General features: G+C 44.0%; 25 protein-coding genes and 1 pseudogene. 14 read left to right on the forward strand and 12 right to left on the reverse strand.

What is annotated here, in order from left to right; all coding sequences use genetic code 11:
• Window positions 1-373: 373 nt before the first annotated feature.
• On the forward strand, window positions 374-952 hold the full coding sequence (locus SO_RS09065; RefSeq protein ID WP_011072056.1) for a sugar O-acetyltransferase: 579 nt from the start codon (window positions 374-376) through the stop codon (window positions 950-952).
• 87 nt (window positions 953-1,039) lie between these two features.
• On the opposite strand, the gene hppD is transcribed toward SO_RS09065, so the two are convergent.
• Together hppD and SO_RS09075 are read right to left on the reverse strand one after the other, a co-directional pair.
• Window positions 1,040-2,080, reverse strand: a complete 1,041-nt coding sequence (gene hppD, locus SO_RS09070) for a 4-hydroxyphenylpyruvate dioxygenase (protein WP_011072057.1) — start codon at window positions 2,078-2,080, stop codon at window positions 1,040-1,042.
• 120 nt (window positions 2,081-2,200) lie between these two features.
• Window positions 2,201-3,361, reverse strand: coding sequence for a homogentisate 1,2-dioxygenase (locus tag SO_RS09075; RefSeq protein WP_011072058.1), 1,161 nt, complete (start codon window positions 3,359-3,361; stop codon window positions 2,201-2,203).
• 218 nt (window positions 3,362-3,579) lie between these two features.
• On the opposite strand from SO_RS09075, the gene SO_RS09080 reads away from it, so the two are divergent.
• Window positions 3,580-4,494: a LysR family transcriptional regulator gene (locus SO_RS09080; protein WP_011072059.1), complete on the forward strand. Its 915-nt coding sequence runs from the start codon at window positions 3,580-3,582 to the stop codon at window positions 4,492-4,494.
• Between the two features lie 148 nt (window positions 4,495-4,642).
• Window positions 4,643-5,437 carry a TIGR00266 family protein gene (locus SO_RS09085; RefSeq protein ID WP_011072060.1) on the forward strand — a complete coding sequence of 265 codons (795 nt, stop codon included), beginning with the start codon at window positions 4,643-4,645 and terminating at the stop codon, window positions 5,435-5,437.
• 120 nt (window positions 5,438-5,557) lie between these two features.
• Here SO_RS09085 and SO_RS09090 read toward each other — a convergent pair whose 3' ends face one another.
• From SO_RS09090 to SO_RS09100, 3 genes are all read right to left on the reverse strand, one after another.
• Entirely contained in the window at window positions 5,558-6,817 is a 1,260-nt protein-coding gene (locus tag SO_RS09090; RefSeq protein ID WP_011072061.1) for a lipopolysaccharide biosynthesis protein, read from the reverse strand.
• 447 nt (window positions 6,818-7,264) lie between these two features.
• Window positions 7,265-7,597, reverse strand: coding sequence for a hypothetical protein (locus tag SO_RS09095; RefSeq protein ID WP_011072062.1), 333 nt, complete (start codon window positions 7,595-7,597; stop codon window positions 7,265-7,267).
• 57 nt (window positions 7,598-7,654) lie between these two features.
• Window positions 7,655-8,116 carry an EVE domain-containing protein gene (locus SO_RS09100; RefSeq protein WP_011072063.1) on the reverse strand — a complete coding sequence of 154 codons (462 nt, stop codon included), beginning with the start codon at window positions 8,114-8,116 and terminating at the stop codon, window positions 7,655-7,657.
• Window positions 8,117-8,413: 297 nt separating this feature from the next.
• On the opposite strand from SO_RS09100, the gene SO_RS09105 reads away from it, so the two are divergent.
• Window positions 8,414-8,794 (forward strand): DUF6508 domain-containing protein, encoded by a 381-nt coding sequence (locus tag SO_RS09105; protein WP_011072064.1) that lies wholly within the window; start codon window positions 8,414-8,416, stop codon window positions 8,792-8,794.
• Window positions 8,795-8,921: 127 nt separating this feature from the next.
• Window positions 8,922-10,658 (forward strand): AMP-binding protein, encoded by a 1,737-nt coding sequence (locus SO_RS09110; protein WP_011072065.1) that lies wholly within the window; start codon window positions 8,922-8,924, stop codon window positions 10,656-10,658.
• Between the two features lie 69 nt (window positions 10,659-10,727).
• Here SO_RS09110 and SO_RS09115 read toward each other — a convergent pair whose 3' ends face one another.
• The gene (locus tag SO_RS09115; protein WP_011072066.1) at window positions 10,728-10,994 is read right to left on the reverse strand and encodes a PGPGW domain-containing protein; all 267 of its coding nucleotides are present in this window, start codon (window positions 10,992-10,994) and stop codon (window positions 10,728-10,730) included.
• A gap of 234 nt (window positions 10,995-11,228) precedes the next feature.
• On the opposite strand from SO_RS09115, the gene SO_RS09120 reads away from it, so the two are divergent.
• The 4 genes from SO_RS09120 (at window position 11,229) to SO_RS09135 (ending at window position 15,352) form a co-directional block, all read left to right on the forward strand.
• Window positions 11,229-11,936 carry a substrate-binding periplasmic protein gene (locus tag SO_RS09120; protein ID WP_164925678.1) on the forward strand — a complete coding sequence of 236 codons (708 nt, stop codon included), beginning with the start codon at window positions 11,229-11,231 and terminating at the stop codon, window positions 11,934-11,936.
• 72 nt (window positions 11,937-12,008) lie between these two features.
• Window positions 12,009-13,223, forward strand: a complete 1,215-nt coding sequence (locus SO_RS09125) for an IS4-like element ISSod3 family transposase (RefSeq protein WP_011070548.1) — start codon at window positions 12,009-12,011, stop codon at window positions 13,221-13,223.
• Window positions 13,224-13,448: 225 nt separating this feature from the next.
• On the forward strand, window positions 13,449-14,477 hold the full coding sequence (locus SO_RS09130; RefSeq protein ID WP_011072067.1) for a M14 family metallopeptidase: 1,029 nt from the start codon (window positions 13,449-13,451) through the stop codon (window positions 14,475-14,477).
• Window positions 14,474-15,352, forward strand: coding sequence for an alpha/beta fold hydrolase (locus SO_RS09135; RefSeq protein WP_011072068.1), 879 nt, complete (start codon window positions 14,474-14,476; stop codon window positions 15,350-15,352). The genes SO_RS09130 and SO_RS09135 overlap by 4 nt, the downstream gene beginning before the upstream one ends.
• A 16-nt stretch (window positions 15,353-15,368) precedes the next feature.
• Here SO_RS09135 and SO_RS09140 read toward each other — a convergent pair whose 3' ends face one another.
• The gene (locus SO_RS09140) at window positions 15,369-15,776 is read right to left on the reverse strand and encodes a YccF domain-containing protein (protein WP_011072069.1); all 408 of its coding nucleotides are present in this window, start codon (window positions 15,774-15,776) and stop codon (window positions 15,369-15,371) included.
• A gap of 254 nt (window positions 15,777-16,030) precedes the next feature.
• Between SO_RS09140 and SO_RS09145 the strand changes: the two genes are divergently transcribed.
• The 4 genes from SO_RS09145 to SO_RS09160 all read left to right on the forward strand — a co-directional run bounded on the left by SO_RS09145 (window position 16,031) and on the right by SO_RS09160 (window position 20,534).
• Window positions 16,031-17,023, forward strand: coding sequence for a pyridoxal-phosphate dependent enzyme (locus SO_RS09145; protein ID WP_011072070.1), 993 nt, complete (start codon window positions 16,031-16,033; stop codon window positions 17,021-17,023).
• A gap of 52 nt (window positions 17,024-17,075) precedes the next feature.
• Entirely contained in the window at window positions 17,076-17,789 is a 714-nt protein-coding gene (locus tag SO_RS09150) for an NrtR DNA-binding winged helix domain-containing protein (RefSeq protein ID WP_011072071.1), read from the forward strand.
• Window positions 17,790-18,145: 356 nt separating this feature from the next.
• Entirely contained in the window at window positions 18,146-19,051 is a 906-nt protein-coding gene (gene prs, locus SO_RS09155) for a ribose-phosphate diphosphokinase (RefSeq protein WP_011072072.1), read from the forward strand.
• 10 nt (window positions 19,052-19,061) lie between these two features.
• On the forward strand, window positions 19,062-20,534 hold the full coding sequence (locus SO_RS09160) for a nicotinate phosphoribosyltransferase (RefSeq protein ID WP_011072073.1): 1,473 nt from the start codon (window positions 19,062-19,064) through the stop codon (window positions 20,532-20,534).
• A 195-nt stretch (window positions 20,535-20,729) separates the two neighbouring features.
• Here the strand turns inward: SO_RS09160 and SO_RS09165 are convergent.
• The 5 genes and pseudogenes from SO_RS09165 to SO_RS09180 all read right to left on the reverse strand — a co-directional run bounded on the left by SO_RS09165 (window position 20,730) and on the right by SO_RS09180 (window position 23,971).
• A pseudogene (locus tag SO_RS09165) lies at window positions 20,730-20,989 on the reverse strand (hypothetical protein).
• A gap of 269 nt (window positions 20,990-21,258) precedes the next feature.
• Window positions 21,259-21,432: a hypothetical protein gene (locus tag SO_RS22990; RefSeq protein ID WP_011072074.1), complete on the reverse strand. Its 174-nt coding sequence runs from the start codon at window positions 21,430-21,432 to the stop codon at window positions 21,259-21,261.
• Window positions 21,433-21,943: 511 nt separating this feature from the next.
• Window positions 21,944-22,636 carry a ChrR family anti-sigma-E factor gene (locus SO_RS09170; protein ID WP_011072075.1) on the reverse strand — a complete coding sequence of 231 codons (693 nt, stop codon included), beginning with the start codon at window positions 22,634-22,636 and terminating at the stop codon, window positions 21,944-21,946.
• Window positions 22,629-23,297: a sigma-70 family RNA polymerase sigma factor gene (locus SO_RS09175; RefSeq protein ID WP_164925679.1), complete on the reverse strand. Its 669-nt coding sequence runs from the start codon at window positions 23,295-23,297 to the stop codon at window positions 22,629-22,631. The genes SO_RS09170 and SO_RS09175 overlap by 8 nt, the downstream gene beginning before the upstream one ends.
• A gap of 122 nt (window positions 23,298-23,419) precedes the next feature.
• Window positions 23,420-23,971: an LON peptidase substrate-binding domain-containing protein gene (locus SO_RS09180; RefSeq protein WP_011072077.1), complete on the reverse strand. Its 552-nt coding sequence runs from the start codon at window positions 23,969-23,971 to the stop codon at window positions 23,420-23,422.
• 96 nt (window positions 23,972-24,067) lie between these two features.
• Between SO_RS09180 and SO_RS09185 the strand changes: the two genes are divergently transcribed.
• Complete coding sequence (locus SO_RS09185; RefSeq protein ID WP_011072078.1) at window positions 24,068-24,682, forward strand: class I SAM-dependent methyltransferase; 615 nt, start codon at window positions 24,068-24,070, stop codon at window positions 24,680-24,682.
• Window positions 24,683-24,710 lie beyond the last annotated feature (28 nt).

Below are 24,710 nucleotides of genomic sequence, written 5' to 3' on the forward strand. Positions count from 1 at the left end.
AAATGACGGGCGGCTCTTATGACCGAAAGTAAGAGCAAGGGCTTGCCAGACGAACCCCTCGGGCAGCATTTGGCTGGCTTTCTGCCGCGTTATCGTCCGTTTATGTAGAATAACTACACAGCACGGACTTTGCCTTGCATAAACGCCAGCCAAATTGCTGCAAAAACAACCCTGAAACGTCAACACGCCCTAGTGTGATGACCAACAATGACCTTGGTCTCGATTGATATTGAATGCTTGAATGTGACTTACATTGGCTGTTAGCTAAATGGTATGCCATTAGAGGGCACTCAATCGCCTATAGGGCAGTCCTTGAACTTTCATCAATCGATTGTTAGGGTGAGGCCATTATTGACCGAATGTTGACAATACCATGACTGAGAAACAAAAAATGTTGGCGGGCCAGCCTTATAAGGCTTGGGATGATGCGTTATTGGCTGAGCGGATGCGGGCGAAATCTATTTGCCATCAGTTTAATCAGGCCGATCCGACTTTGCTTGATGCGCGTATGGCGCATCTTCGTGGCCTGCTCGATATTCCAGCCTGCGCTCACATTGAGCCTAATTTCTTTTGCGATTACGGCTATAACATCCATATCGGTAAGCAATTTTATGCTAATCACAACTTAACCATACTGGATGTTTGCTCTGTTTTGATTGGCGATAACGTGATGTTTGGTCCTCATGTGATGATTTCAACCGCGACGCATCCTATCGACCCTATTGCGCGGCAAACAATTGAATACGGCGCGCCAATTCAAATCGGTAATAATGTCTGGTTGGGTGGAAACGTCTCTGTGTTACCCGGTGTGATCATTGGCGATAATTGTGTCATCGGTGCTGGTAGTGTTGTGAATAAGAGCATTCCCTCGAACTGCGTGGCGGCGGGTAACCCTTGTAAGGTTATCAAACCTATCGATGTGGATTATCACAGGAACGTTAATGCCGAGTAATTGGTTTGCACGTTGACAGCCAAGTCGATATTTGTAGCAAGAAAAACGGTACGCTGAGCGTACCGTTTTTTATTAGCAGATGAAAACTTACAGTACGCCGCGGCGCATTTGATCCCGTTCAATCGATTGGAACAGGGCAGTAAAGTTACCTTCACCAAAGCCTAAGTTGTTCTTGCGTTGAATGATTTCAATAAAGATCGGGCCAAACAAGTTCTTAGTGAAGATTTGTAATAAATAGCCTGATTCGTCACCATCTACCAAAATTTGGTGATGCTTGATGCGATCACGGTTTTCGGTCACTTGCGGGACTTTATCGAAAATGGTGTCGTAATATTCAGGAATAATATCCAAGCATTGAATAGAGCTGCCTTCCATCGCATCCAAGGATTTGACGATATCACGGCTTCTAAAGGCTAAATGTTGTACACCTGGACCATTGTATTCCTTCAGGTATTCATCGATTTGGTTCTTATCGTTGCCTTTACCTTCGTTAATCGGAATGCAGAAGCTGCCATCGGGTGAGCGCAGGGCATAAGACACCAGCGCAGTTTGCACGCCGCTGATGTCAAAGTAACGTACTTCAGTAAAACCAAAGATGTTTTTGTAGAAGTTTGCCCAATGCTCCATGGTGCCTTTGTAGACGTTATTGGTTAAGTGATCTACTTCGATAAAGCCTTTCTCTTGGGTGATCACTGGCTCGCTTAAGTCTTCAAAGTCAGTGGCATAGATATTATTGTTGGCACCAAAGGTGTCGATAAAATAAATTAAGCTGTCGCCAATGCCATAAATCGCCGGATAGGGCAGATCTTTAGCCGAATCATCGGCCGCTTTGGCACCACGCTCCACCGCCACACGGTGAGCAAAGCTCGCGTCTTCCACACGCCAGCCCATGGAGCAAATGGCAGGACCGTGGGATTTGGCAAACTTAGCAGAGAAACCTTCGCGCTGCTTGTTGAGCAGAAAGTTAATATCATTTTGTTTGTAGTACAAAATGTCTTTATTTTTGGCTTTTTTCAGCAGCGAAAAACCAAAATCGATAAACACCTTGTGCATAAAATCAGTATCAGAGCTGGCGAATTCGGTGAATTCGATACCTAATAAGCCCAGTGGATTGAGTTCGCTTGCCATGATCTGTTCCTCTTGATTAATTCAACTCGTAGTCACTCTTATTGCCTTTGTTCGCGATGGTGACTTACGGCGAGAGTGCTCATTTTATTAAGCTGTTAGCTGACGCTGCCAATCGCTGTGTTAGTTTTCTAGCCAGGAGCGGTTGTAGTCTTTACTCATGCAATGCTGCACATGTTCGGTTAATTTCAGTGGGGCGAAGGTGTCCACCATCACTGCATATTCATAGGTTTCTTTTTTGCCAATCGAGGCTTCGGTGCGGCCGGGCTGTGGGCCGTGCGCTACGCCTTTTTGGTGTAAGGTGATGTAGCCTGCTTCAATCCCGGTGCGGCTCATAAAGTCGCCATCAACGTAGTACAGCACTTCGTCACTATCGATGTTGTTGTGATAGTAAGGCGCGGGAATGGCTCGCTCGTGGAAATCATAGGGGCGCGGCACAAAGTTACACACCACAAAGTTGTGGGCGGTAAACACGAGATGGTCCGAAGGCGGTAAATGGATTTTTCCAACCTTGGGCGCGTATTCGGTGATGTTAAATGCCCAAGGGTAAACACAACCATCCCAGCCCACTAAATCAAATGGATGCCACTCTAGCGTTGTCAGCTGGTATTTATCGCCAAATTTACATACTAGCGGGAAGGCACCACGCTCAACCACAGCAGCTTGCAAAATGGGCGTGCGCAGATCGCGTTCACAGTAGGGTGCGGATTCGAGTAACTGGCCGTATTCATTACGGCAATGCTTAGGCACTTCCACCATTGAAAAGGCTTCAATCACAAACAAACGCACATTACTGTAATTGTTGAATTTAAGTTGATGTGTGGTGCCGCGTGGGATCACTAAATAATCCCATTTTTTAATCTCTAAGGTTCCGTACTCGCTATACAGTGTGCCTTCACCTTCGTGCACAAATACCACTTCATCGGCGTAGGCATTACGGTAAAACTCAGCGGTGTCTTGGGTGACTTTTGCGGTGTAAATTGCCACATCATTGTTATAGAAGATTTTATTGCGGGCACTGAAGAAGTTGCCTTCACGATCGGCTGAGCGGGAATCCAGTTTATAGTTTTGAACTAATGAGTCTTCCCAATGAGCACCGTGACCGAGGCGGTAAGGGGCGACTTCTAACGCCTTCGTCGGCATATTGTGGTGATATTTATTGGAATAAATATTGGAAAAACCATGGGTTGAAAACAGCTCTTCACGGTATAGCTCGCCGTTTTCCTTCTCAAATGCGATATGGCGCTTATGGGGTACTTGGCCTTGTTTCACATAAAATGGCATGGTGGATCCTTGAGTTTTATGCGCTGCGAGCAGTGCTCTACAGTGCTTATTGTTATGTTGCAAGTTGCATTACTGTGATCTTCTTATCAATTTAGTTGCTTAGATGAACAAAAAAAAGAATAATAAATCTGTCATCTCAATCTAAAAAATAGATGGTATTAACTGCTTTACGCTTCGTAGCGTTTGCGTGACATATTTATTCGCGCCAAGGAGTCCCCATGCGCATCGATATTGATGCTTTTAATGTGCTGCAAGTGTTGGTGGAAGAGGGCAGTTTTGCTAAGGCTGCCGAGCGGTTGCATAAGGCGCAATCGGCGGTGAGTTATCAGGTTAAAAAGCTCGAGGAACATTTAGGTGTGCAGCTTTTTAGCCGTGACCAATACCGCGCCGAATTAACAAGCGAGGGACGGGTGATCTTGGCTGAAGGTCAAAGACTGTTGCAACACCTTGCAAACATTGAACATCTTGCCAGTCGTTTCAGCGAAGGTTGGGAGCCTAAACTGGAGTTAGTAATCGATGGGGCTTTGCCGATGGAGCCGATTATGACGGCGCTTAAACGAATGGCAGAGCATCAAATCCCGACAAAAATTCAGCTCAATATGGAGTTTTTGGGCGGTGTACAGCATAGATTCGAGCGTGATAATGCGGATCTGATGTTAGTTAAGGATTATCGTACCGGCCCCTATTATCATCCACAGCCACTCCCTGCTATAACCAGTGTGCTGGTGGCGAGTGCTTTGCATCCGTTGGCGTCCTTAAAAAGGATTAGTTTGTCCGAGTTACAGCAGCATGTTGAGTTGACCATCGAAGATTCTTCACCCAATAAAAGTTATCGTGATGAGCTGCAATTTGGCGGCGATAAAGTGTTTTATCTTTCTGGTTTTATTATGAAAAAGAATGCGTTATTGAAAGGATTGGGCTTTGGCTGGCTGCCAGATTTTTTAGTGCAGGAGGAACTGCTGAGCGGTGAGTTGGTTGAAATCGACTTTGTCGGTGGCAGCCGCTATACCTTTACGCCCCAATTAGTGTCGACCCTTGAGCGCCCTTTGGGCCGTGCGGGTAAGCTGTTTACTGAGTTGATCCTAGAGGAATTTGCTAAAGCAGAGCAGTTTAGTGGTGTTGGATTAGGATAACCTCATATCACGAAATTTTTTGAAACAACGATAATGATAAAAATAATCGCCTTTTGACATTTTATGTCATAAAGTGACTCACAGAATTGGGGCGATGTGGATGTGACACGCCCAGTCAATAAGGACTGACAGAGTAAAGGGGAATCGTATGTCTAGACGTTGCCATGAAGTGGATTATGAAATTATCGGCCACAGTATGCAGTTGGTTGAGGTCGAACTTGACCCCAACGAAACTGTGATTGCCGAAGCGGGGGCAATGAATTATCTGGAGCAGGATATTAGCTTCGAGGCCAAAATGGGCGATGGCTCAGAGCCGGATTCAGGCTTTTTTGGCAAGTTGATGGGAGCGGGTAAGCGGGCGTTGACTGGGGAGAGCATCTTTATGACGCACTTTACTAACCTCGGGCATCAAAAATGCAAAGTCGCCTTTGCCGCGCCTTATCCCGGTACGATTTTAGCTATCGATCTCGCCCAATATGGTGGCGAGCTGATTTGCCAGAAAGACAGTTTTCTTGCCGCAGCTCTGGGAACTCGCGTTAGCATGAAGTTTAACCGCCGTTTAGGTACTGGTTTTTTTGGCGGTGAAGGTTTTATTCTGCAGAGTTTACAAGGCGATGGCATGGCGTTTATCCATGCGGGTGGTACGCTGATTAAAAAGGAACTAAAAGGTGAAACCTTAAGGGTCGATACCGGTTGTCTCGTCGGTTTTACCCCTGGAGTTGACTACGACATCGAGCGCGCAGGTTCTTTAAAATCGATGTTTTTTGGTGGTGAGGGGCTATTTTTAGCCACCTTAAAAGGCCATGGCACGGTATGGTTACAGAGTCTACCGTTCTCGCGGATGGCCGATCGCATTATTGCTCATGCGCCATCAGCGGGGGGCAGTGATCGCGGCGAAGGTTCAGTCCTCGGTGGTCTTGGTCGTATGATTGATGGTCGTTAAGTTATCAGTCGAATCGGCATAAACCGCAAAATCGAGTCATCGCGCTTTCTATTCTTAGGCATCCCAGACAAACTTATGGGATGCCTTTTTCATTGTATTTTTCGTTTGCTTAAACAGGCTTTAGTTATCGTTAAGTCGTTGCTGAATGCGCCTTTCAATCTGTCTTGATATCAGATACATCATTAAATAACCCGTGCCTAAGGCCAAAATCACCGCCACAACATTTTCTGTATACTGTCGATAAGCGTAGAAAGTGCCAACTAGCACGACGATACCGCTAAGGCGGATGAGTAAGCTTTGGGTAAAATAGCCATGGGCTTTAAGATTGGCTAACTGATAGCCATTAAGCATCATAAAGATAAAGAACATGGAAAAGTGCATTAATACAGGTGCTGCTTTAAGGTATTGCTCGGGGAATAACCAAGCCACCAATGGCTTGCTTGCGAATAACATCATCACGAAAAATATTCCGCTGACCCACAACGAAACCTTTGTCAGCCATGATTTTATTTGTTGAACTTCCTCAAAGCGTTTTTCTCGCACACACACTGCGATTTCGGGCAGCACAAAACGGTAGATGGGAAACACAAACAGCAGTGTGAGGTATGTGATCATCGGCCGCACAACCACTTGGAAATCACCTAGCTCATCTATGCTGAAATAGGCAATCGTCAGTAGTACTGTAATATAAATCATCAAGATACTGGCACCTGCTTCCATCGAGGCGGTTAGGCTTTTCTTCATAAAACTGCGCAACCCCGGATCAAAATGCACAACAGTTAAGGGCGGAGTGGCAATATCCTTACGCCGTGTTAAGTACATATATAAAGCAACGATAAGCGATGACAGAGTCATACTGTAAAAGAGTGATGCAATGGCGGTTTGTTTTAAGCCATAGAAACATAATAAAAAGCTAGTCACTTGCGCGAGTGGCTCTAACCAAGTGACTCGATTGGAGATGGCATATAGCCGGTACATGGCAATTTGATTGGTAAAATAGACCTTGAGCCCCATACTCAAAATAATGCCAACCAATTGAAAATATTCTACATTAAGCTGGAGTTTGTGTTTGATATAAGGTAACACAACGCCCCACGCGAGCAGCACCATTGCGATTAAGCTGTAGCGGAATATATTAGTGATATCCACATCTTGCTTGGTTTGAGAGTAGGTCACCACCATAGAAGAGCGAAACCCTGTCATTAGGATCAGCGACAACGAAATGATATCGATAACAGTGTGATAGAGTGCAAGATCGGCTTTGGCTACCCATTGTGCTAACCAAAGTTTAAATAGAAAACCTACGACAATACTGGCCAGAGATGCCCAGAATCCCGCAACAATCGCTTGCTTAACCCGTTGAAGTGAAGTTTGTTCCATATTCAAAAATCCAGCGTTAGTTTGCGATCATTATTTTGATGGCATGCATGCAATTCGGCTTGTGCGTCAAGCACATCATCCCATTAGATTGGCGACATAATGGCTTTTTTGATGCTTGTTTTATTGAGTTGAAGCTGTGTTGTACGCCAAGGTTTTAAGATGCCTAGCGTCGATATGGCTTCAGTTATTGCGCACCGCTGTAGCCATTTCATTTTATATTTATGCGCAGCTTAATATTTGTAGAGTCTAACATCCTACCGATTCACGACCAAACTGCAGAGCGTAAAGATATGATAAATATCAGCATGTTACTTAGTTGTAACATGCGTTGTGAATATGGCAATATTGTTGTGGCAATCGAAAGAAAGCCAAGGGGGTGAGATAAAAGCTTTGTATGAAACGATGGCACGCTCAAAAAAGAGTAGAGCGTACCCATAAGTGACGCGCCTAATCAGTAATGATATTGACGATATCAAGGATTTTGCGACTCTTTTCATCGAGCTTTATGATAGAGCCTTCAACTTGGATGCTGATCCTGCCATCTCTGTCTAAGGGGACAACCACGCGCCCACGGTCATAAATATCGTCATCTAAGATATCGCCTCGCCGCAGTTTTCTCTGCCATCCTGGCGGGAGAGGTTGGCCGTTATCGACTTTCTTTTGTAAGCCAGGAGGTAAGTCTTTGTCCTTTTTATCATTATCGTGTTTTGCCAAAGCGACTATCGGGGCGATTAAGCTGAAAACGACTCCGCCAATCAGTGAAGTGGTGAATTTATTCATACTTGCTCCCTGTTAAATTCAACCTCGTATGGGTGAATTTTAGCTCAATATAAGGTGTTATCGGCTGAGCATCAGTACGGCTTGCCATTGCTCGGCGGTAACGGGTTGAATACTCAGCCTTGAACCTTTGGATACTAAGTACATATCAGCTAATTGTGGCAAGCTTTTAATCAAACTCAGTGGAATGATTTCCTTAAATTGTTCGACAAAGCGAATATCGACCCTTAGCCATCTTGGGTTGCTAGGATCTGACTTAGGATCGAAATAGGTTGATTCGGGATCAAAGGCTGTGCTGTCAGGATAAGCATTTGTTACCACTTCGGCAATGCCGACAATACCAGGTACTTTGCAGCTTGAATGGTAAAAAAATACCTTATCACCAATTTGCATCGCATCGCGCATATAGTTACGCGCTTGGTAGTTACGTATCCCAAACCAAGGTTCGGTTTGATTGGGTCTTGCTTTAAGATCTTCGATGCTAAATTCGTCGGGCTCTGATTTCATAAGCCAATAGTTCATCTTTCATCCTTCATAGAAATAGCCATTTTATTGCGTTAATTCCTTGAGTTTATCTTACTTTTTGTGTGCCTCACAGTTAACCGTATTCTGATAACTGTACTCTGAGCCATTATCAGGAGCGTTAAGTCAGTGTTCAGTTAACACCGCTTACCCTGTTGCCACTATTGAGACTGGTATGCATGATGCGGCGGTGCAATCGTGCCGCAGATAGATGCAAAGTTGGCAGCTTTTGGTCCCAATCCAATTTTTATCAAAACCCGACTTCGTATGAGTGATATTGAGACAGTGAGGTGTGCTATGGAAACTTCAGAAATGACCACAAACTGCGGCTTATACACTAAATATCTTAAGGATTTCACCGCGGGTGATGTGAGTATACATCGTGAGCGTATGTTGGAATTTATTAGCGATTTAACCACGCAGGGCTGGTTACTGGCTAATTTCACTTGGGATTATTGGTATAACAACAGTTACTTAGTTGATAAGCCAGCATATATCCAAGAGGCGAGTGTTACCCAATGTCGCCTGCTATTAACTGCGATGACACGCTTAGAGGTTTTCAGCCCTGGCGTGTTAGAAAATATGCGCCGTCAAGGAGTATTGTTTGCCATTATGGAGCGCCTGCAGCGTTTAGAGTCGCCTGCATCTAACAAGTCGGTTGCGTATATTAGCCGTTAATGTGGGCTTTGTGGGGAGGGAATGACCTTACTCTTTAGTCTAATACCGTGCTTTTTTGCTTGTGACATATTCCGTGGATTGGTTAGTTTTAACCCCGCTAACCATAATAAAAAGCACGGAGGCCTAAATGTCTGTTTCAACGAATCAAGTAACAAATCAAGCAACTAATCAAACCATTAGTCCCCTTAAATACAGTGAGTTCCGGGGGCCTAATGCCCCGGAACTTGTTGAAAAAACCATAGGGCAATACCTTGACGATATCGCTAACACCTATCCAGAACAGTTAGCTGTTGTCGTTAACCATCAAGATATTCGTTGGAATTACCGTCAATATCTTGCGCGAATCGATGCCCTTGCCGCGGGCTTGCTCAAATTGGGTATAGGTCCCGGTGATCGGATCGGTATTTGGTCACCTAATAATATTGAATGGTGTTTAACCCAATTCGCCACCGCCAAAATTGGCGCCATCATGGTGTGTATTAACCCCGCTTATCGCCCTGAAGAATTACAATATGCTCTGACTAATGTGGGTTGCCGAGCGGTGATCTGCGCTGACAAATTTAAATCCAGCAACTATTTGCAGATGCTTTATACGCTGGCGCCTGAGCTAAAGGAGTGCGCCGCGGGTCAATTGCAGGCTAAGGCATTACCAGAGTTGCAGTTTGTTATCCGCATGGGGGCTGAAAAGTCTCCCGGCATGTTGAACTTCGATGACTTATTAGTCGAGGTGAGCGCAGATGATAAGGCAATGCTTGAGCGTATCGCCAACGGACTCAGCCCCTATGATGCTATCAATATTCAGTTTACCTCTGGCACAACAGGTAGTCCCAAAGGGGCGACCTTATCACACCATAACATCTTGAATAACGGTTACTTAGTGGCCGAGGCAATGAAGTTTACCTGTGACGACAAGCTCTGTATCCCTGTGCCTTTATACCATTGTTTTGGTATGGTGTTAGGTAACCTCGTTTGCTTAGCTAAGGGCGCTGCGGCTGTATTTCCGGGAGATTCTTTCGATCCGCTTACCACCTTAGAAGTGGTTGAGCGCGAGCGCTGCACCGCACTGCACGGTGTTCCCACCATGTTTATTGCCGAATTAGAACATCCTGAATTTACACGTTTTGATCTCAGTTCGTTACGTACGGGCGTGATGGCGGGGGCGACTTGCCCTGAAGAAGTTATGCGCCGTGTACAACAGCTAATGTATATGCAGGAAGTGTTAATTGGGTATGGCCAAACCGAGTGCAGCCCGCTGAATCACATTACCGAAATCGATTCTCCAGTGGAGAAGCGTGTTCTCACCGTCGGCCGTGCGTTGCCCCATACCGAAGTGAAAATTGTCGATGAATTTGGCGAAGTGCTGCCGATTAATCAGCCCGGTGAAGTTTGTAGCCGAGGGTATTGCATCATGCAGTGCTACTGGAATGATCCTGAAAAAACCGCGGCTACGATTGACCGCGAAGGTTGGTTACATTCTGGCGATATTGGTCAAATGGATGAACAGGGTTATGTGCAAATCGTTGGCCGTATTAAAGATATGATTATTCGCGGTGGTGAGAATATCTATCCCCGTGAAATTGAAGAAAAACTCTATACCCATAAAGATGTGCAGGATGCCGCGGTGTTTGGGGTACACAGTGATAAATATGGTGAGGAAGTCTGTGCCTGGATCAAGGTCCGCTCAGGGGCGACGATCAAAGAGGAAGATATTCGTCATTTCCTCACTGAAAAGTTCGCCTATTTTAAAGTGCCACGTTACATCAAATTTGTGGACCAATACCCAATGACTGTTACGGGTAAAATCCAAAAATTCAAAATGCGTGAGTTGATGTATCAAGAGTTGTACGAAGATATTAATGCCTAATAGGCGATGAAAGCGAAATAAACCCAAGCCAAAAAGTTTGGGTTTATTTTTTACAGGGTAGGGTAAACCTTAACTGAAACGATTTCGCATTTGGTCATCGAGCCAAGCGGCACTTTTACTTAATTGTCGCTGACTTAAGCGTAGCCAACGTTTAGCCCATCGATATTGAGTGCTCAATAGGGTTAAGCCAATCAGGATTAATAACAATCCAGGTCCTGGCAAGAGTAGAAAGATCCCACCTAACAAGGTTAGAACGATACCTAGCAAGGTAATAAGTATTTGAGCTATATTGATTTTGCTTGTGCTGGAACAATTGTCTTTGAATAAGATTCGCATCTATTTTCCCCACTTAGGCTTAAACAATAACCCAAGACCATTATCCTTATTGATAAAGGATATCACTCACTCATCGCAGTCTACTCTCTGAAATGAGTTTTCCTTAAGAGCAAAGATGTAACAAAAAATCACTATGCTGGGAATAAGTGGGATTATAATTGATGATATTGTCGATAAGGAGTCTTAAAACGTTGCCTGAAGTATTGCTGATCTAATATTCATACGGGAGGCTTTATGGTTCGATGGTTTTTTCTGCTGTTTTACGTTGGATTTAGCACCTTACAGAGTGCGCAGGCCGATACCGTAAAGTTAACATCTTTGCTTTGGCCGCCGTATGCTGGCTATCAACTTGTACAAGAAGGGGCAAGTGTTGCAGTAGCCCGTGCGGCGTTTGCGCGAATGGATCAACAACTCATTGTTGATTTTTATCCTTGGAGTCGTGCGATTAAATTAGCCTCCATGTCGAGTTCTGATTACATAGGCTATTTTCCAGAATACTATTTTGAAACCGATAAGTTTATTTTTTCTAAACCAATTGGTATTGGCCCATTAGGTATTGTCGAGCAAAAATCTCATCCCATCAGTTGGCTTCATTTAACCGATTTGAACCGTTACACCTTGGGTGTCGTGAAGGATTATGTGAATACTGATTCGTTGGATTTGATGATTGTTTCAGGGAATCAGCCTGTAGAAATGGCTACATCCGATGAGCAAAATATCAGAAAGGTGGCGGCCGGTCGTATTGATGGCGCTGTGATTGATATTAATGTGCTGCATTATCTACTTAAACAACCCCATCTTCAGCCGCTTGCTGATAAGTTGCAGGTGAATCGACAACTTATTGCCAATAAGCAACTTTATGTTGCATTTCGTAATACAGAAGAGGGGCGACGTTGGCGGGATACTGAAGAATCCCCTGATGATTTTCAGATAAATCATTAAATTAGAGTGAACTTGCACCTTGAAGTGTGATCAGATGGAAGTGCGAACAAACATCAATCACAGGGCATCAAGGTGCAAGTGTTAACTATCTTACATCAATCTCTCTATCAACATTGTCCAGAAATCCATCAAAAGCGACTGAATACACTCATGGTCGCCTGCAAAGCCCTCATCAACGCGGATTGTCTCACCCTCACGCATTTAGGGCGGCACATTGATGGCACCAGCACTCATACTAAACACTCAATAAAACGCATGGATAGATTATTGGGCAACCCGCACCTTCACCATGAAAGACTGGCTGTTTATCAGTGGCATGCAAAGTGGCTGCTAACAGCACATACGATGCCGACCATACTGGTGGATTGGTCTGATATGCGTGAAGGTCGTGAACTGATTGCACTACGCGCCTCTATTGCGATTAAGGGCCGCTCTATCACGCTCTACGAGCGAACATTTCCGTTAGTACTACAAGGCACACAAACTGCCCATAATCAGTTTCTGAATGAACTCCATAAAGTGTTACCTGACAATATTACCCCGCTGATAGTCACTGACGCGGGCTTCCGTAATCCATGGTTTCGAAAAGTCGAGCAGCTCGGTTGGTATTGGCTGGGTCGTGTCAGAGGATTAAGTGTCTATCGGCTGCACCCCTTCGGTCGCCAATTTTCGCTAAAAGCGCTTTATCCCAAAGCCAGTCGTCGCGCAAAACATGTTGGGCGAGTGGCGTTATCGGTAAAGAAACCCTTGTTATGCGAGATGGTATTGTTCAGGGCTCCAAGTAAAGGCAGAAAAGGTCAGCGAAGTACGACAACAGACTGTCACCATACGGCGCAATGGACGTATGAACTGACCGCCAAAGAGCCTTGGGCACTGGTGACCAACTTGACCATAGAAGCCATGTCGCCTCAAAAACTGGTTAATATTTACCAAAAACGGATGCAAATAGAAGAAACCTTTAGAGATTTAAAAAGCCCCGCTTATGGCTTTGGTTTACGTCATAGCAGAACACGTTATGCGGCGAGGATGGACATACTGCTATTGATAGCATTATTGGTACAACTGGCATTTTGGTGGGTAGGATTATACGGAGAAACACAGCAATTACAGCGGCACTTCCAAGCCAACACGGTAAAGAAAAGGAATGTGCTATCAACAATCAGGATGGGCAAAGAACTGCTGCGGCGACGGCATGACTACCCCATATCAGCAGATGATTTGCTTTGTGCTGCGAAGAAACTAGCCCAACTCTCATTAACTCATGGTTGTTGGGGCTATGAATTATGAGGGGATCCTACAGGGCGGGATATGTTCGACCAAGGTTTAGCTAAACTTGATATTGAAAGCATTATGGGCGATTTGTTATTTCAGGAAGAAGCCTTAAATCACTAATCCAGTACAGCACCAATCGAAAATGTTGGCAGGTATGTTTTGTCATAAATCTGTCTTGTAACACGATTAGTATCAATCCTAAGGTGATGAATTAGCACTCATCTCATTTTCTAGGATGATATGAATAATATTCCTTTCGAGTTAGATACGTTATCGCAACTCATTGATACTCATCATCTTAAACTCAAATATCAGATTCTTGCTGATATCGCATTTCGGCATGAACATTTTCCGCTCTACAGCGTTGAGTTAGGGGTAACTGAGCATCTTTGTCCTACAGTCTTGTTTGTAGGCGGTGTCCATGGTGTCGAACGGATTGGCTCACAAGTGATCTTGGCCTTATTAAACAGTCTGTTGCAACGTTTAACTTGGGATAAGCATCTACAGCAACTGTTGACTGAAGTGCGGCTGGCATTTGTGCCCGTTATGAATCCTGTTGGTCTGCTCTTGGGAACGCGTGGCAATGGTAACGAGGTGGATTTGATGCGCAATGCGCCGATTGAATCCCGTGAAAAAGTGTCATTTCTGGTGGGCGGGCAGCGGTTATCGCCTAAATTGCCTTGGTTTCGTGGGCTCGGTGGGATGGAACTTGAAACGGCGGGGTTGGTGGCCTATGTGCAACAGTTACTTGGACAAAGCACCAGTCTCATTTCCCTTGATGCCCATTCAGGGTTTGGATTGACGGATCATATCTGGTTTCCCTACGCCCATACTAAGGCTCCGTTTGAAAATGCTCATTTTATTTTTTATTTAAAACAACTATTTGATGCAAGTTATCCCCATCATGGCCATTACCGACTTGCGCCGCAGAGCCAGTTTTATCGTACCCATGGTGATATTTGGGATTACCTTTATGGCCAGCACCATATACAAGATCCTCAGGCGAGCGTTCCCTTTTTACCGTTAACCTTAGAGATGGGCTCCTGGGCATGGATAAAAAAGAATCCCAGACAAATATTTAATTTTGCTGGTTTTTTTAATCCGCAAAAAACGCACAGGCACCATAGAATTTTACGGCGGCACACAGTATTAATGCAGTTTTTGATGGAGACAGCCTATGCGAGAGTGCTTGAAGGATTAACACCTGAGTATCTCACTCAACTTACGCAACGTGCGCAGCAGTATTGGTATCGGGAGACATTAGGATGACGACGTGGGTTTTACTTCGGGGCTTAATGCGGGATAAACGTCATTGGAATGGCTTTGATCAAAGGCTTAGGCAAAGGGGGGGGACAGTATTCACGCCGGATTTACCCGGCAATGGTCTACTCAGTCACCAAAAAAGTCCATTGAGTATTGCAAAATATGCCCAAGCCGTGTGGCAACAACTGGATGAAAACCTACAGGGACAACCATTTTATCTGCTTGGATTATCGATGGGCGGCATGCTCGCGATGGAAATGGCGCAACAACGTCCTTGGCAGGTAAAGCATGTATTTGTGCTTAATAGCAGTGCTGCCAATTTGTCGCCTTGGTATCACAGATTCAATTTGTTCAATGTCTTGCTGGCGTTTGTTAAGCGGTGCCGAGGAGTTCAATTACATCCTATCGAATCCACTATTGTGCGATTAACCAGTTATCGTCACCGTCGAGATACCAGATTGATTGAACATTGGAGCGAATATCGCAAAGAGACTTCTCCTGCGTTTTCAAATGCATGCCGGCAGTTATACGCTGCGTTTCGGTATCAATGTCCAACATCTTTAGCTATACCTGTGAGTATCTTATGTGGTGATCGTGATGCCTTGGTCAATATGCAATCGAGTAAAGCGCTTGCACAGCACTTTAAGGTGGAATTGATGGTGTTAGCCTATTGTGGCCACGACATCACCATAGATGCGCCCGCAAAACTCGTGCACTATCTTTTTGATATTCTTAGCTCAAATCATGGTAAAGAAGAGCTTCAACTGGTTGATTGTGCTGACTTACTCGATTTACTCGATGAGGAAATTGCCTATCATGAGGCTAAGTTAATCCAAGCAATTCCTCGGTATTCATCAGCACTACCCGCTGAGTCTGAGTAGTGCTGTGTGAGTTGACTTACGCTTTAGCGACAATCGTTTGTCCAATTGGCGTCAGACTTAACAGCGCTAGCTTAAGATGTTGGATCCCGAAGGGGATACCAATAATTGTGACAAAGCAGGCAAGGGCATGGGCTAAATGACCAATAGCCAACCAAATGCCAAAGAGCAAGAACCAAATAATATTGCCGACCATGCCAAAGGCACCTGTGCCTAAATCTTCACGGCCAGTTAAATGACGGCGATTCATTTGCTCCTGTCCAAAGGGCCAGAAGGTCAATTCACCAATCACAAAGCAAGCTCGGCCGAAGGGAATACCGATAATACTGATAAAACATAAAATTCCCGCGAGCCACCAAGCAAGGCCCATCACGAATCCGCCAAGTACAAACCAAGCAATATTGAAGATTAACCGTAGTAATGACATTGAAAACTCCTTATCTAATCCAAAATCAGTGCGCAATAAACAACGACTCGCACACAAGATCATTAATTGATGCTTAAATCGAATAAGCGAGAATTGTGCCAAAAAATTTATCATTAATTATCAGTATGATACTTGTATACTTATTTGTGCGGATTGTGAGTTAGACTAAAATTTCGTGAATTTCCTTAATTCTTAGGAAGGATTTAGCCAAGCTCGCGTTACACTAAACACCTTATCCCCACCAGAGTGAATAAATGCTAGCCAATAGCCCCGTCGAATCATTTTCCTTTGCAGGCCGTGAGATTTTTCTCAAAAGAGATGATTTATTACATCCTGGTTTTAGCGGTAATAAGGCGCGTAAGTTTGCCTACTTTTTAGATCAGGAATTTGCGGGAGTTACTAAGTTGATTGGCCACGGCTCCGCGCAGGCTAATTCACTGTATTCACTGTCGGCGCTAGCCAAACTCAAAGGATGGCAGTGTGATTTTTATGTGGATCATATTGCCAGCCATGTACTCACACTGCCGACGGGCAACTATGCCGCAGCTATCGCCAATGGTACACGCGTCATTGATTTATCAAGCCTGATAGCAGCCAATCCTTTTGTTCAGCGTGAGCTTAAGTGGACTTGTCATGAGTATATTGTGCAACAAGTCTTGCCTGCTGAGCCTAACGCTTTATTTATCCCCGAAGGTGGCCGCTGCCAGTATGCTGAATATGGTGTGAACCAGTTAGCGGCAGAGATTGAGACTTGGGCAATGCAACAGGGGATGACAGATCTAAAGGTGTTTTTACCCGCAGGTACTGGTACCACGGCATTATTTTTAAATCAGTATTTTGTGCGTCAGCAAAGTGACATTCGAGTGCTTACCTGCGCCGTGGTTGGTGGGGATGCGTATTTACGCCAGCAGTTTAGCATGTTAAATCCAAATTCTGCTGAGCATCCACAGATCCTGAATGCGGATAAAAAATACCATTTTGGTAAACTTTATCCGGAGTTTTATGCCATGTGGCTGCGGATTTGCGCCTCTGGCGTGCAGTTTGAATTACTCTACGATCCCTTAGGTTTTATTGTGTTAGAAAAATATTTACCGCAGTGGGACGCAAGCCCGGTGATGTATATCCACCAAGGTGGTTTGCTCGGAAACGAGACGATGTTGCCACGTTATTTGCGTAAATTTGGACAAAGTAGCTCAGCCCACGGCGAAAAACATTTACTTAGTGACGCTAAGACATTATGTGTTTGAAGCGCTGTAATGTCTAAGTTAAGCTTATGATGTCGAACGATGGAAAATACTCATGACAGAAGCGGAATATCTCGCCAATTACGATCCTAAGGCTTTTAAGGCTCAGCTACTGACGGTTGATGCCGTATTGTTTACCTACCATGATCAGCAGCTTAAAGTACTCTTAGTACAACGCTCAAACCATCCCTTTTTAGGTTTGTGGGGATTACCGGGAGGCTTTATCGATGAAACTTGCGATGAATCCCTTGAGCAAACTGTGTTACGTAAACTTGCGGAAAAAACTGCAGTAGTGCCACCTTACATTGAACAGTTATGCACTGTGGGTAATAACAGTCGCGATGCGAGAGGCTGGTCGGTGACTGTGTGTTATACCGCCTTGATGAGTTATCAAGCCTGCCAAATCCAGATTGCTTCAGTGAGTGATGTTAAGTGGTGGCCATTAGCGGATGTGTTACAGATGCCCTTGGCATTTGATCATCTGCAGTTAATTGAGCAAGCGCGGGAACGCTTAACACAAAAAGCCTTATATTCTTTAGTGCCAGGATTTGCACTGTCTGAACCTTTTACCTTGCCAGAATTGCAGCATGTACATGAGGTTTTACTGGGCAAGCCTATCCAAGGGAAATCTTTTCGTCGGCGAGTTGAACAGGCCGATTTATTGATTGATACCGGATTGAAGCGCACCGAACGGGGACGTCCTGCTAATTTATATTGCTTGAAACCTGATACGGCATCGTATCGCTTCTTAAGAAATTTAGAATGTTGATCACAGTGATGGCTGATTGAGGCAGGTATTCGCCTTGCTCTATAGGAGTAACCACGACTGTTTGTGCGTTGTTAATGGTTACTTTGATTCAGTAAAGACTGTTTTATTACTGATTTTGCCCTAATGTCTCCGGTTCTTTTATTACTCGATACCCATATTGTGGCTTCTTAGTTGTCGCACCCATTAATAGTGTCTAAAAGACACTATATGCAATTTAAGCATAACATTTCAGGTTGCTCCGCCTGAAATAGTCTAAAAATCAACTTTACATGATAATGTCTTTAAGACACTATTGTTCATGTAGACAACAAGGGCGCCGTTAATTGCGGTAATCTTGCCATAGACAGGAGGTTACTATGTCTCAACGTATTCAAGTGTCTCAACAAATTCAAACGTCTCAAGATGTTTCTAAGGCGCAATGCTTACAAGCCGATTTTTATCAGCTACCCGCCGCTAGCGATGAGGCTAATTACCGTTTATTTCAATTTGGCGCGGGGGAGAATCATGTACAACTACTGGTTCCTCCAGCGAAACGCGTCACACTTTTCTTCGGTTATCGTGGCGATCATTCCATCATGCAGCTCTTGTTGTTAACTGATGCATTACGCCGCAACGGTGCAGAGCAAATCGATCTGTTACTGCCTTATATGCCGGGCGCCCGCCAAGATAGAGTGTGTAATGTGGGCGAGGCCTTGTCGGTAAAAGTCTATGCCAGCCTGATTAATCAGCAGCAATATGCTTCAGTCAGCGTTTTTGACCCGCACAGCGATGTTACCGCCGCATTGTTAGACCGAGTGCAGGTAATAGACAACCACAGCTTTGTCGCCGCGATCGCAGCCCAATTAACTGGTGAGCTAGTGTTAGTCTCGCCCGATGCGGGGGCGAATAAGAAAGTATTCGGCTTAGCTAAAGCGTTACAGGGAATGCCGGTGATCAGGGCCGATAAACATCGTGATGTGGTCAATGGCCATATTATCGCTACCGAAGTGTTCTGTGATGATTTATCGGGTAAAACCTGCTTAATCGTCGATGATATTTGTGCTGGTGGCAGAACCTTTATCGAACTAGCAATCAAGTTAAAGCAAAAAAGGGCCCAAAGCGTCATTTTGATTGTGTCACATTATGAAGATAAGGCCAGCGAATCGGCTCTGCGTGAGGCGGGCATAGACAGATTATTTTGTACCGATAGTTTAGGTGTCCCTACCCATATTTCGAGCGAGTTCTGTGATTGCCATGCTGTTTTGAGTTATATGAATCATTAAGGAAAATATTATGTACTTGAATCCCGTTACTGCTATTGATGGCTACAAAGTCGACCACCGTCGTCAATATCCCGATAATACTCAAGTGATTTTTAGTAACTTGACCGCCCGTAAATCCCGTCGTGGTTATACAGACCAAATGGTATTTTTTGGCTTGCAGTATTTTATCAAGCATTACTTAATTGACAGTTGGAACCGTGATTTCTTTCAACAGCCCAAAGAGCAAGTGATCTGCCAATTCTCCCGCCGCATTAATAACTATCTCGGACCGAATAATGTCGGCACTCAGCATATTGAGGAGTTGCATGATTTAGGCTATTTACCAATAAAAATCATGGCATTGCCTGAAGGCTCAGTATATCCATTAAAAGTGCCTTGCTTGATTTTGTACAATACCGATGAGCGGTTCTTTTGGTTGACCAATTATCTCGAAACCATCCTTTCCGCTAATGTGTGGGGTATGTGTACTAGTGCTACTACCGCGCTGCAATACCGCAAAATATTTGAGGCTTATGCGTTAGAAACCGATGGTGACATCGCTTTTGTTGATTGGCAGGGTCACGATTTTAGTTTCCGTGGCATGTATGGTGTAGAGGCCGCGATCATGAGCGGCGCCGCCCATTTACTCAGTTTTACTGGGACAGATACCATACCCGCCATTGATTTTCTTGAGCAATATTACCTTGCTGATAGTGATAAAGAACTTGTCGGTGGCAGTGTGCCTGCAACGGAGCACAGCGTGATGTGCGCAGGTGGCATGGAGAATGAATTAGAGACGTTCCGCCGTCTGATTGAAGATATTTACCCTACAGGCATTGTGAGTATCGTTTCTGATTCTTGGGATTTTTGGCAGGTGATGACAGAATTCACCTTAGCGTTAAAAGACCGCATTCTTGCCCGCGATGGCAAAGTGGTGTTTAGGCCTGATACGGGTTGCCCTGTGAAGATCATTTGTGGCGATCCACAAGCACCAATCGGGAGCCCTGAGTATAAAGGCGCTATCGAGTGTTTGTGGGATGTCTTTGGGGGCAGCACAACTGCCAAAGGTTACAAATTACTTGATAGCCATGTCGGACTGATTTATGGCGATTCAATTACGATTGAACGGGCTGAAGCCATTTGTGCCGGTTTGAAGGCCAAAGGTTTTGCATCAACCAATATTGTGTTTGGAATTGGCAGTTTTACCTATCAACACGTGACCCGAGATACTGACGGTTATGCCGTGAAAGCGACCTTTGCGAAAGTTGATGGTAAAGACAGAGAAATATTTAAAGATCCTAAAACTGATGATGGCACTAAAAAATCCGCTAAGGGTTTAGTAGCGGTATTTAAAGATGAGCAGGGTCAATTTTATCTTAAAGATCAAGCCAGCTGGCAAGATGTTAACAATTGCGAGTTTGTCCCCGTATTTGCCGATGGTGAATTATTAACGGAATATTCTTTGGCTGATATTCGCGCAAGATTGGCAGCGTCTCGTCGCTGAGAAGGGGTCTTGTGGTTTAACATTTTGTGTATGTAGCGATTCAAATCACTACCGATAATGGAATAGAAAGTAGGCTGGCTATGCGGTTTTTCTGTGAATACGCTTGCCAGTCAACTTTAATAATACTGTATGTCATGACGACTGTTATCGCTAAATGAGCTCGTCACACAATAATAAAACGGTGAGAAAAAGAGGCTAATATACAAGCTGGTTTCGTTTAAGAATTTTATAAGTACGACAGCCAATGTTTTCAAGGTTTTTTAAATCTTTTAGGCTGGGTATTGCATCTGTACATTGCCAATAACTGATTTCTGCATCGAGCATTTCAAACATTTTTTAGAACAACCTAAACATTCGCCTTGACACATTTGTGCTTCATTTAAATTCAGCGGAATGGCTTGCTGGATTTTAGCGATAAGCTGTTGCATAGCGGTTTTGGTATTCGGTTTTGACATAATAATACTTCACAATAGGAAAGTTAATATATTAGCAGAAGCGAAAGTTGATTGGTTTGATCTAGGTTAATACACATTTGGTTCAGCGTGTATCTATGTGAGCGAGATACTGGCTGAACCAAACGAGTTCGTCATATCGACGTGAAGGGATAGCGAATCGTGATATTAGGCTATCGATAAAGGCGAGTTGATTTCGGTATGGCGAGAAAAATGAGAACCGAATAAACCAACATGCCAATATTCGTACTCTATGAGTACTTAATTCAGACTTATTTATTTGACGACAAAAGCCATTTCATAAAGTTTAGGGCTTCGGTGCGCTTTGAAAAAGTCTGTCTGTTTTTACCTTGTCTATCGGTAAAAGCAATCGAGGTTTTATTGACTGAAATTGAATCTACAGGGAAGTTCACTGTGATTTCATGACCGTTAATTTTGTATGACATAAGCCACACTCCTTTTAGTTAAATTCACCCTTAGGTGAGCAATTAATAACGATAAAATATCCTTAGCATAGTTGCGAAAGATGATACTAATGAGTCTTGAGGTTACCCATTCCACCATAATTAATCAAGAGATGCTTTATTGATAACTAGTGCAAATCATCGATTATGTCAATGGATTATCTCAATTAGCCCAGTTGACCATAGCGAAGTGACAATACTATGACATTGGCTGAATTAAAGAGTTCATTTTTTTGAGTCGATGCCGGAAATCACTAACTCATTATTTTTTAAGGACTTACTTGTAGTAGGCTTTCTTTGTGAGGATCAGGTTTGATACAAATCAAACCGATATAAAAAGGGTAACAACAAGATACTTCTCAAGATGCGGTGCAGTATAACAGTAAATTCCCCGCTGGCAAGGGTAATTTTTGCTCAGCGGGAAATGTTTTTATGTTATATCTTTGTTGGGCATTTTGTCGGCAATTTTGTTAGCTGGAGATGCGCCGCCAATTTAATAAATGAGCTCTCCGATAGGGTTTAACAGTTTACTAATTCCCTTAGTAAAATAGAGTGGTGCATCCAATACGGTATAACATAAACATCCCGTTTGAGTTGTGGGTGAATGCTGAGTATTACCATCTAAAATAATAAAGTCACCGACTACATAATTACCTGTCGAATCCGAAAATTCGCCTGACAATAGTAAGGTTAACTCAAACCCTTTATGGGTATGCTGTGGAATTTCACCTAAGGCTTCGATATATAATAAACTGGCGCGGGTATTTTTTTCGTCAATATCGAATCGCATCCGACTGACTTTGCCAATTTGTTGCCATGGTAGTGCAATATGCTGACGAAAAACCCTAGGGATTTGGTAGCGGATATTTCTATGGCTAACCGTCACTGAAGATTCTATGTAGGGTTCACTCATTGTGCTTTCGGGAAGCGCCATAATGTTCGATAACATTTGTTGCCATGGGTCATTATCGACGACATCAATCTCGTTTGAAGCGTTGTGTTGAACCGGATCATCACTGGAGGAAACAAAAGCAAGTTTGGCCGCTTGTTCAGTTAATTTAGCAATCTGATTTTGGCATTCTTGACATAAGGCACAATGGGCAGCGACGGCCATAGACATCGACAAGGGGAGTTCACCTTGTGCATGGGCCTGAAGTAATTCTGCATGGGGGTGATGTTTAATCATGTTGTGTCTCCAAAAAGCTTTTAAGCTTTTCCAGCCCCAATCTTAGTCGCGATTTAATCGTGCCAATGGGGACTTTTAAGGCATCGGCCAGTTCTTGCTGGGTGAGTTCTTGCATATAAATGCCTTGTACTACTTGGCGTTGTGCAAGGGGCAGGGCATCTAAGTGAGCGAGTAACTTGGCGGTCAATTTATGGTCAGGATTATTATCTTGGTTAACAGCAACGTCATAAAGTGGCCAGATATCGTCGCCAAATGCATCTTCTCGGTTATGCTGTACCCGTCTTAGCATATCGAAACATTGGTTACGCATGATGGTAAAGACCCACGTGGCGACAGACCCTTTGTCCGCATTGTATAAGTGTGATTTGGTCCAAACGGTGGTCATGGTCTCTTGAACTAAATCCATGGCTAAGCCTTGTTGATTTAATCGTTGCAGACCAAATGCTCTAATTTTGGGCATGAAGTGGCTGAACAAATAGCCAAATGCCGCTTTATCCCTTTGATTAGCAACTTTGATGATGGCGCTCACCAAAGGATCGATATCCGTTATATGTTCGTCGGCGGTTAAATTGTGGTTATCGTTTTCCATAGCCATTTCGATAGGGGGCGATAACTGCCTATCATAGCGATTTTGCGCTAAATGTGATTGAAAATTTTCCATTATTGAGCTCTTCATTTAAGGTTCAACCCCGTTCGAACATGGCTTCAAATCCTGCTTCGCTTCCAATGTTCGATAAGCATGTTGTCTAATACGTGGCCCTTTGAATAATGGATCACTGTTAATTATTTTATGACGGTTCTTAATAAATCCAGTGTGAGCTGGTGGTCCAGAGCATTAATGCAGGTGTATTTTTCTGCGGAACGGATGGGCAATATCTCAAGCCAGCGTTGGCAAACCCATGCAATATCATCAAATTGTGCCGCTTGATATTGTTGTAGGTGCTTTGGATACTCTTTAAGGATATTTTGCAACATGTCACTGAGATAATGTTCATTTTCATGAATAGGTGCTGCTGGCCAGTTATCGATTAAATTGATTTGCGCACGTTTTAGGCCATCGGACTCCACACTGATATCGCCGAGGATAAATCGTTGTTTCCCTTCAATGCTTACGCCTAACATGCCGTCAGATAAGGTCTCAAAATCAATGATATGCACCAGAGTTCCTATCGGATAAAGCGTGTTAACTTCTTCTGATGTCATACACAGGCCAAAGCCATCGCCTGATTTAAGTGATTCAGCCACCAAACGTTTATATCGAGGTTCAAAAATCCGTAATTGAGTGTATCCCTCGGGCAATAAACAGATGGGCAAGGGAAAAAGAGGTAATTTCATAGTGGCCTCGGGTGAACTTTAGTTTCTACCATTACGTACCATCATCAGAATTTGATCAGTGCTCCAAGCAATAGCCAACTCATTTAAGGGGATATGATGAAGTTAAACCCATTCGAGAAAAAGCTGGTTCAGCATCCGCTGCGTTTTTGGTTACAAAACCATATTGAAGCGCCGTTATTGACGTCAATGATGCCTAAACCGCAGCCTTATATTCAACACGCGCTCGAAATCGGTTGTGGTTTTGGCAATGGTATTCATTTGATCCGTGAGCATTTTGGCGCCGAGCATGTTACCGCGGTGGATCTCGACCCTGAGATGGTGAGTGCAGCTAAGGCTTATTGGCGCACTTCAACCCATGGGCTAGAACAGCTTGAATTTAGTATTGCCGATGCGACCGCATTGCCTTTTAGGGAGGCGCAGTTTGACACAGTGTTTAATTTTGCGGTGTTTCATCATATCCCCGACTGGCAATCCGCTATTGTTGAAGTTGCCAGGGTATTAAAGCCGAACGGGTATTTTGTGATTGAAGATCTTTACCGTGCCGCGATTTGTAATCCGTTGAGTCGTCGGCTCTTTGAGCATCCGCAGCAGAATCGGTTTAATCATCAACAATTATTACATATGCTTCGCCAAGCGGGCTTTCAAATTGTATGCGACAGGAATTTGTTTAATTTGAGTGGTATGGTGCTGGCTCAGAAGGGGTGTGCTTAAGCCTTGAGGGTGTTAAATTGTCAAATAT

It is taken from the genome of Shewanella oneidensis MR-1 (assembly GCF_000146165.2).
GTDB lineage: Bacteria > Pseudomonadota > Gammaproteobacteria > Enterobacterales > Shewanellaceae > Shewanella > Shewanella oneidensis.

Bases quoted from the DNA above. Each gene is read 5' to 3' on its own strand.
- SO_RS09065 (WP_011072056.1), top strand. From the start codon at position 374: ATGACTGAGAAACAAAAAATGTTGGCGGGCCAGCCTTATAAGGCTTGG.
- hppD (WP_011072057.1), bottom strand. From the start codon at position 2,080: ATGGCAAGCGAACTCAATCCACTGGGCTTATTAGGTATCGAATTCACC.
- SO_RS09075 (WP_011072058.1), bottom strand. From the start codon at position 3,361: ATGCCATTTTATGTGAAACAAGGCCAAGTACCCCATAAGCGCCATATC.
- SO_RS09080 (WP_011072059.1), top strand. From the start codon at position 3,580: ATGCGCATCGATATTGATGCTTTTAATGTGCTGCAAGTGTTGGTGGAA.
- SO_RS09085 (WP_011072060.1), top strand. From the start codon at position 4,643: ATGTCTAGACGTTGCCATGAAGTGGATTATGAAATTATCGGCCACAGT.
- SO_RS09090 (WP_011072061.1), bottom strand. From the start codon at position 6,817: ATGGAACAAACTTCACTTCAACGGGTTAAGCAAGCGATTGTTGCGGGA.
- SO_RS09095 (WP_011072062.1), bottom strand. From the start codon at position 7,597: ATGAATAAATTCACCACTTCACTGATTGGCGGAGTCGTTTTCAGCTTA.
- SO_RS09100 (WP_011072063.1), bottom strand. From the start codon at position 8,116: ATGAACTATTGGCTTATGAAATCAGAGCCCGACGAATTTAGCATCGAA.
- SO_RS09105 (WP_011072064.1), top strand. From the start codon at position 8,414: ATGGAAACTTCAGAAATGACCACAAACTGCGGCTTATACACTAAATAT.
- SO_RS09110 (WP_011072065.1), top strand. From the start codon at position 8,922: ATGTCTGTTTCAACGAATCAAGTAACAAATCAAGCAACTAATCAAACC.
- SO_RS09115 (WP_011072066.1), bottom strand. From the start codon at position 10,994: ATGCGAATCTTATTCAAAGACAATTGTTCCAGCACAAGCAAAATCAAT.
- SO_RS09120 (WP_164925678.1), top strand. From the start codon at position 11,229: ATGGTTCGATGGTTTTTTCTGCTGTTTTACGTTGGATTTAGCACCTTA.
- SO_RS09130 (WP_011072067.1), top strand. From the start codon at position 13,449: ATGAATAATATTCCTTTCGAGTTAGATACGTTATCGCAACTCATTGAT.
- SO_RS09135 (WP_011072068.1), top strand. From the start codon at position 14,474: ATGACGACGTGGGTTTTACTTCGGGGCTTAATGCGGGATAAACGTCAT.
- SO_RS09140 (WP_011072069.1), bottom strand. From the start codon at position 15,776: ATGTCATTACTACGGTTAATCTTCAATATTGCTTGGTTTGTACTTGGC.
- SO_RS09145 (WP_011072070.1), top strand. From the start codon at position 16,031: ATGCTAGCCAATAGCCCCGTCGAATCATTTTCCTTTGCAGGCCGTGAG.
- SO_RS09150 (WP_011072071.1), top strand. From the start codon at position 17,076: ATGACAGAAGCGGAATATCTCGCCAATTACGATCCTAAGGCTTTTAAG.
- prs (WP_011072072.1), top strand. From the start codon at position 18,146: ATGTCTCAACGTATTCAAGTGTCTCAACAAATTCAAACGTCTCAAGAT.
- SO_RS09160 (WP_011072073.1), top strand. From the start codon at position 19,062: ATGTACTTGAATCCCGTTACTGCTATTGATGGCTACAAAGTCGACCAC.
- SO_RS22990 (WP_011072074.1), bottom strand. From the start codon at position 21,432: ATGTCATACAAAATTAACGGTCATGAAATCACAGTGAACTTCCCTGTA.
- SO_RS09170 (WP_011072075.1), bottom strand. From the start codon at position 22,636: ATGATTAAACATCACCCCCATGCAGAATTACTTCAGGCCCATGCACAA.
- SO_RS09175 (WP_164925679.1), bottom strand. From the start codon at position 23,297: ATGGAAAATTTTCAATCACATTTAGCGCAAAATCGCTATGATAGGCAG.
- SO_RS09180 (WP_011072077.1), bottom strand. From the start codon at position 23,971: ATGAAATTACCTCTTTTTCCCTTGCCCATCTGTTTATTGCCCGAGGGA.
- SO_RS09185 (WP_011072078.1), top strand. From the start codon at position 24,068: ATGAAGTTAAACCCATTCGAGAAAAAGCTGGTTCAGCATCCGCTGCGT.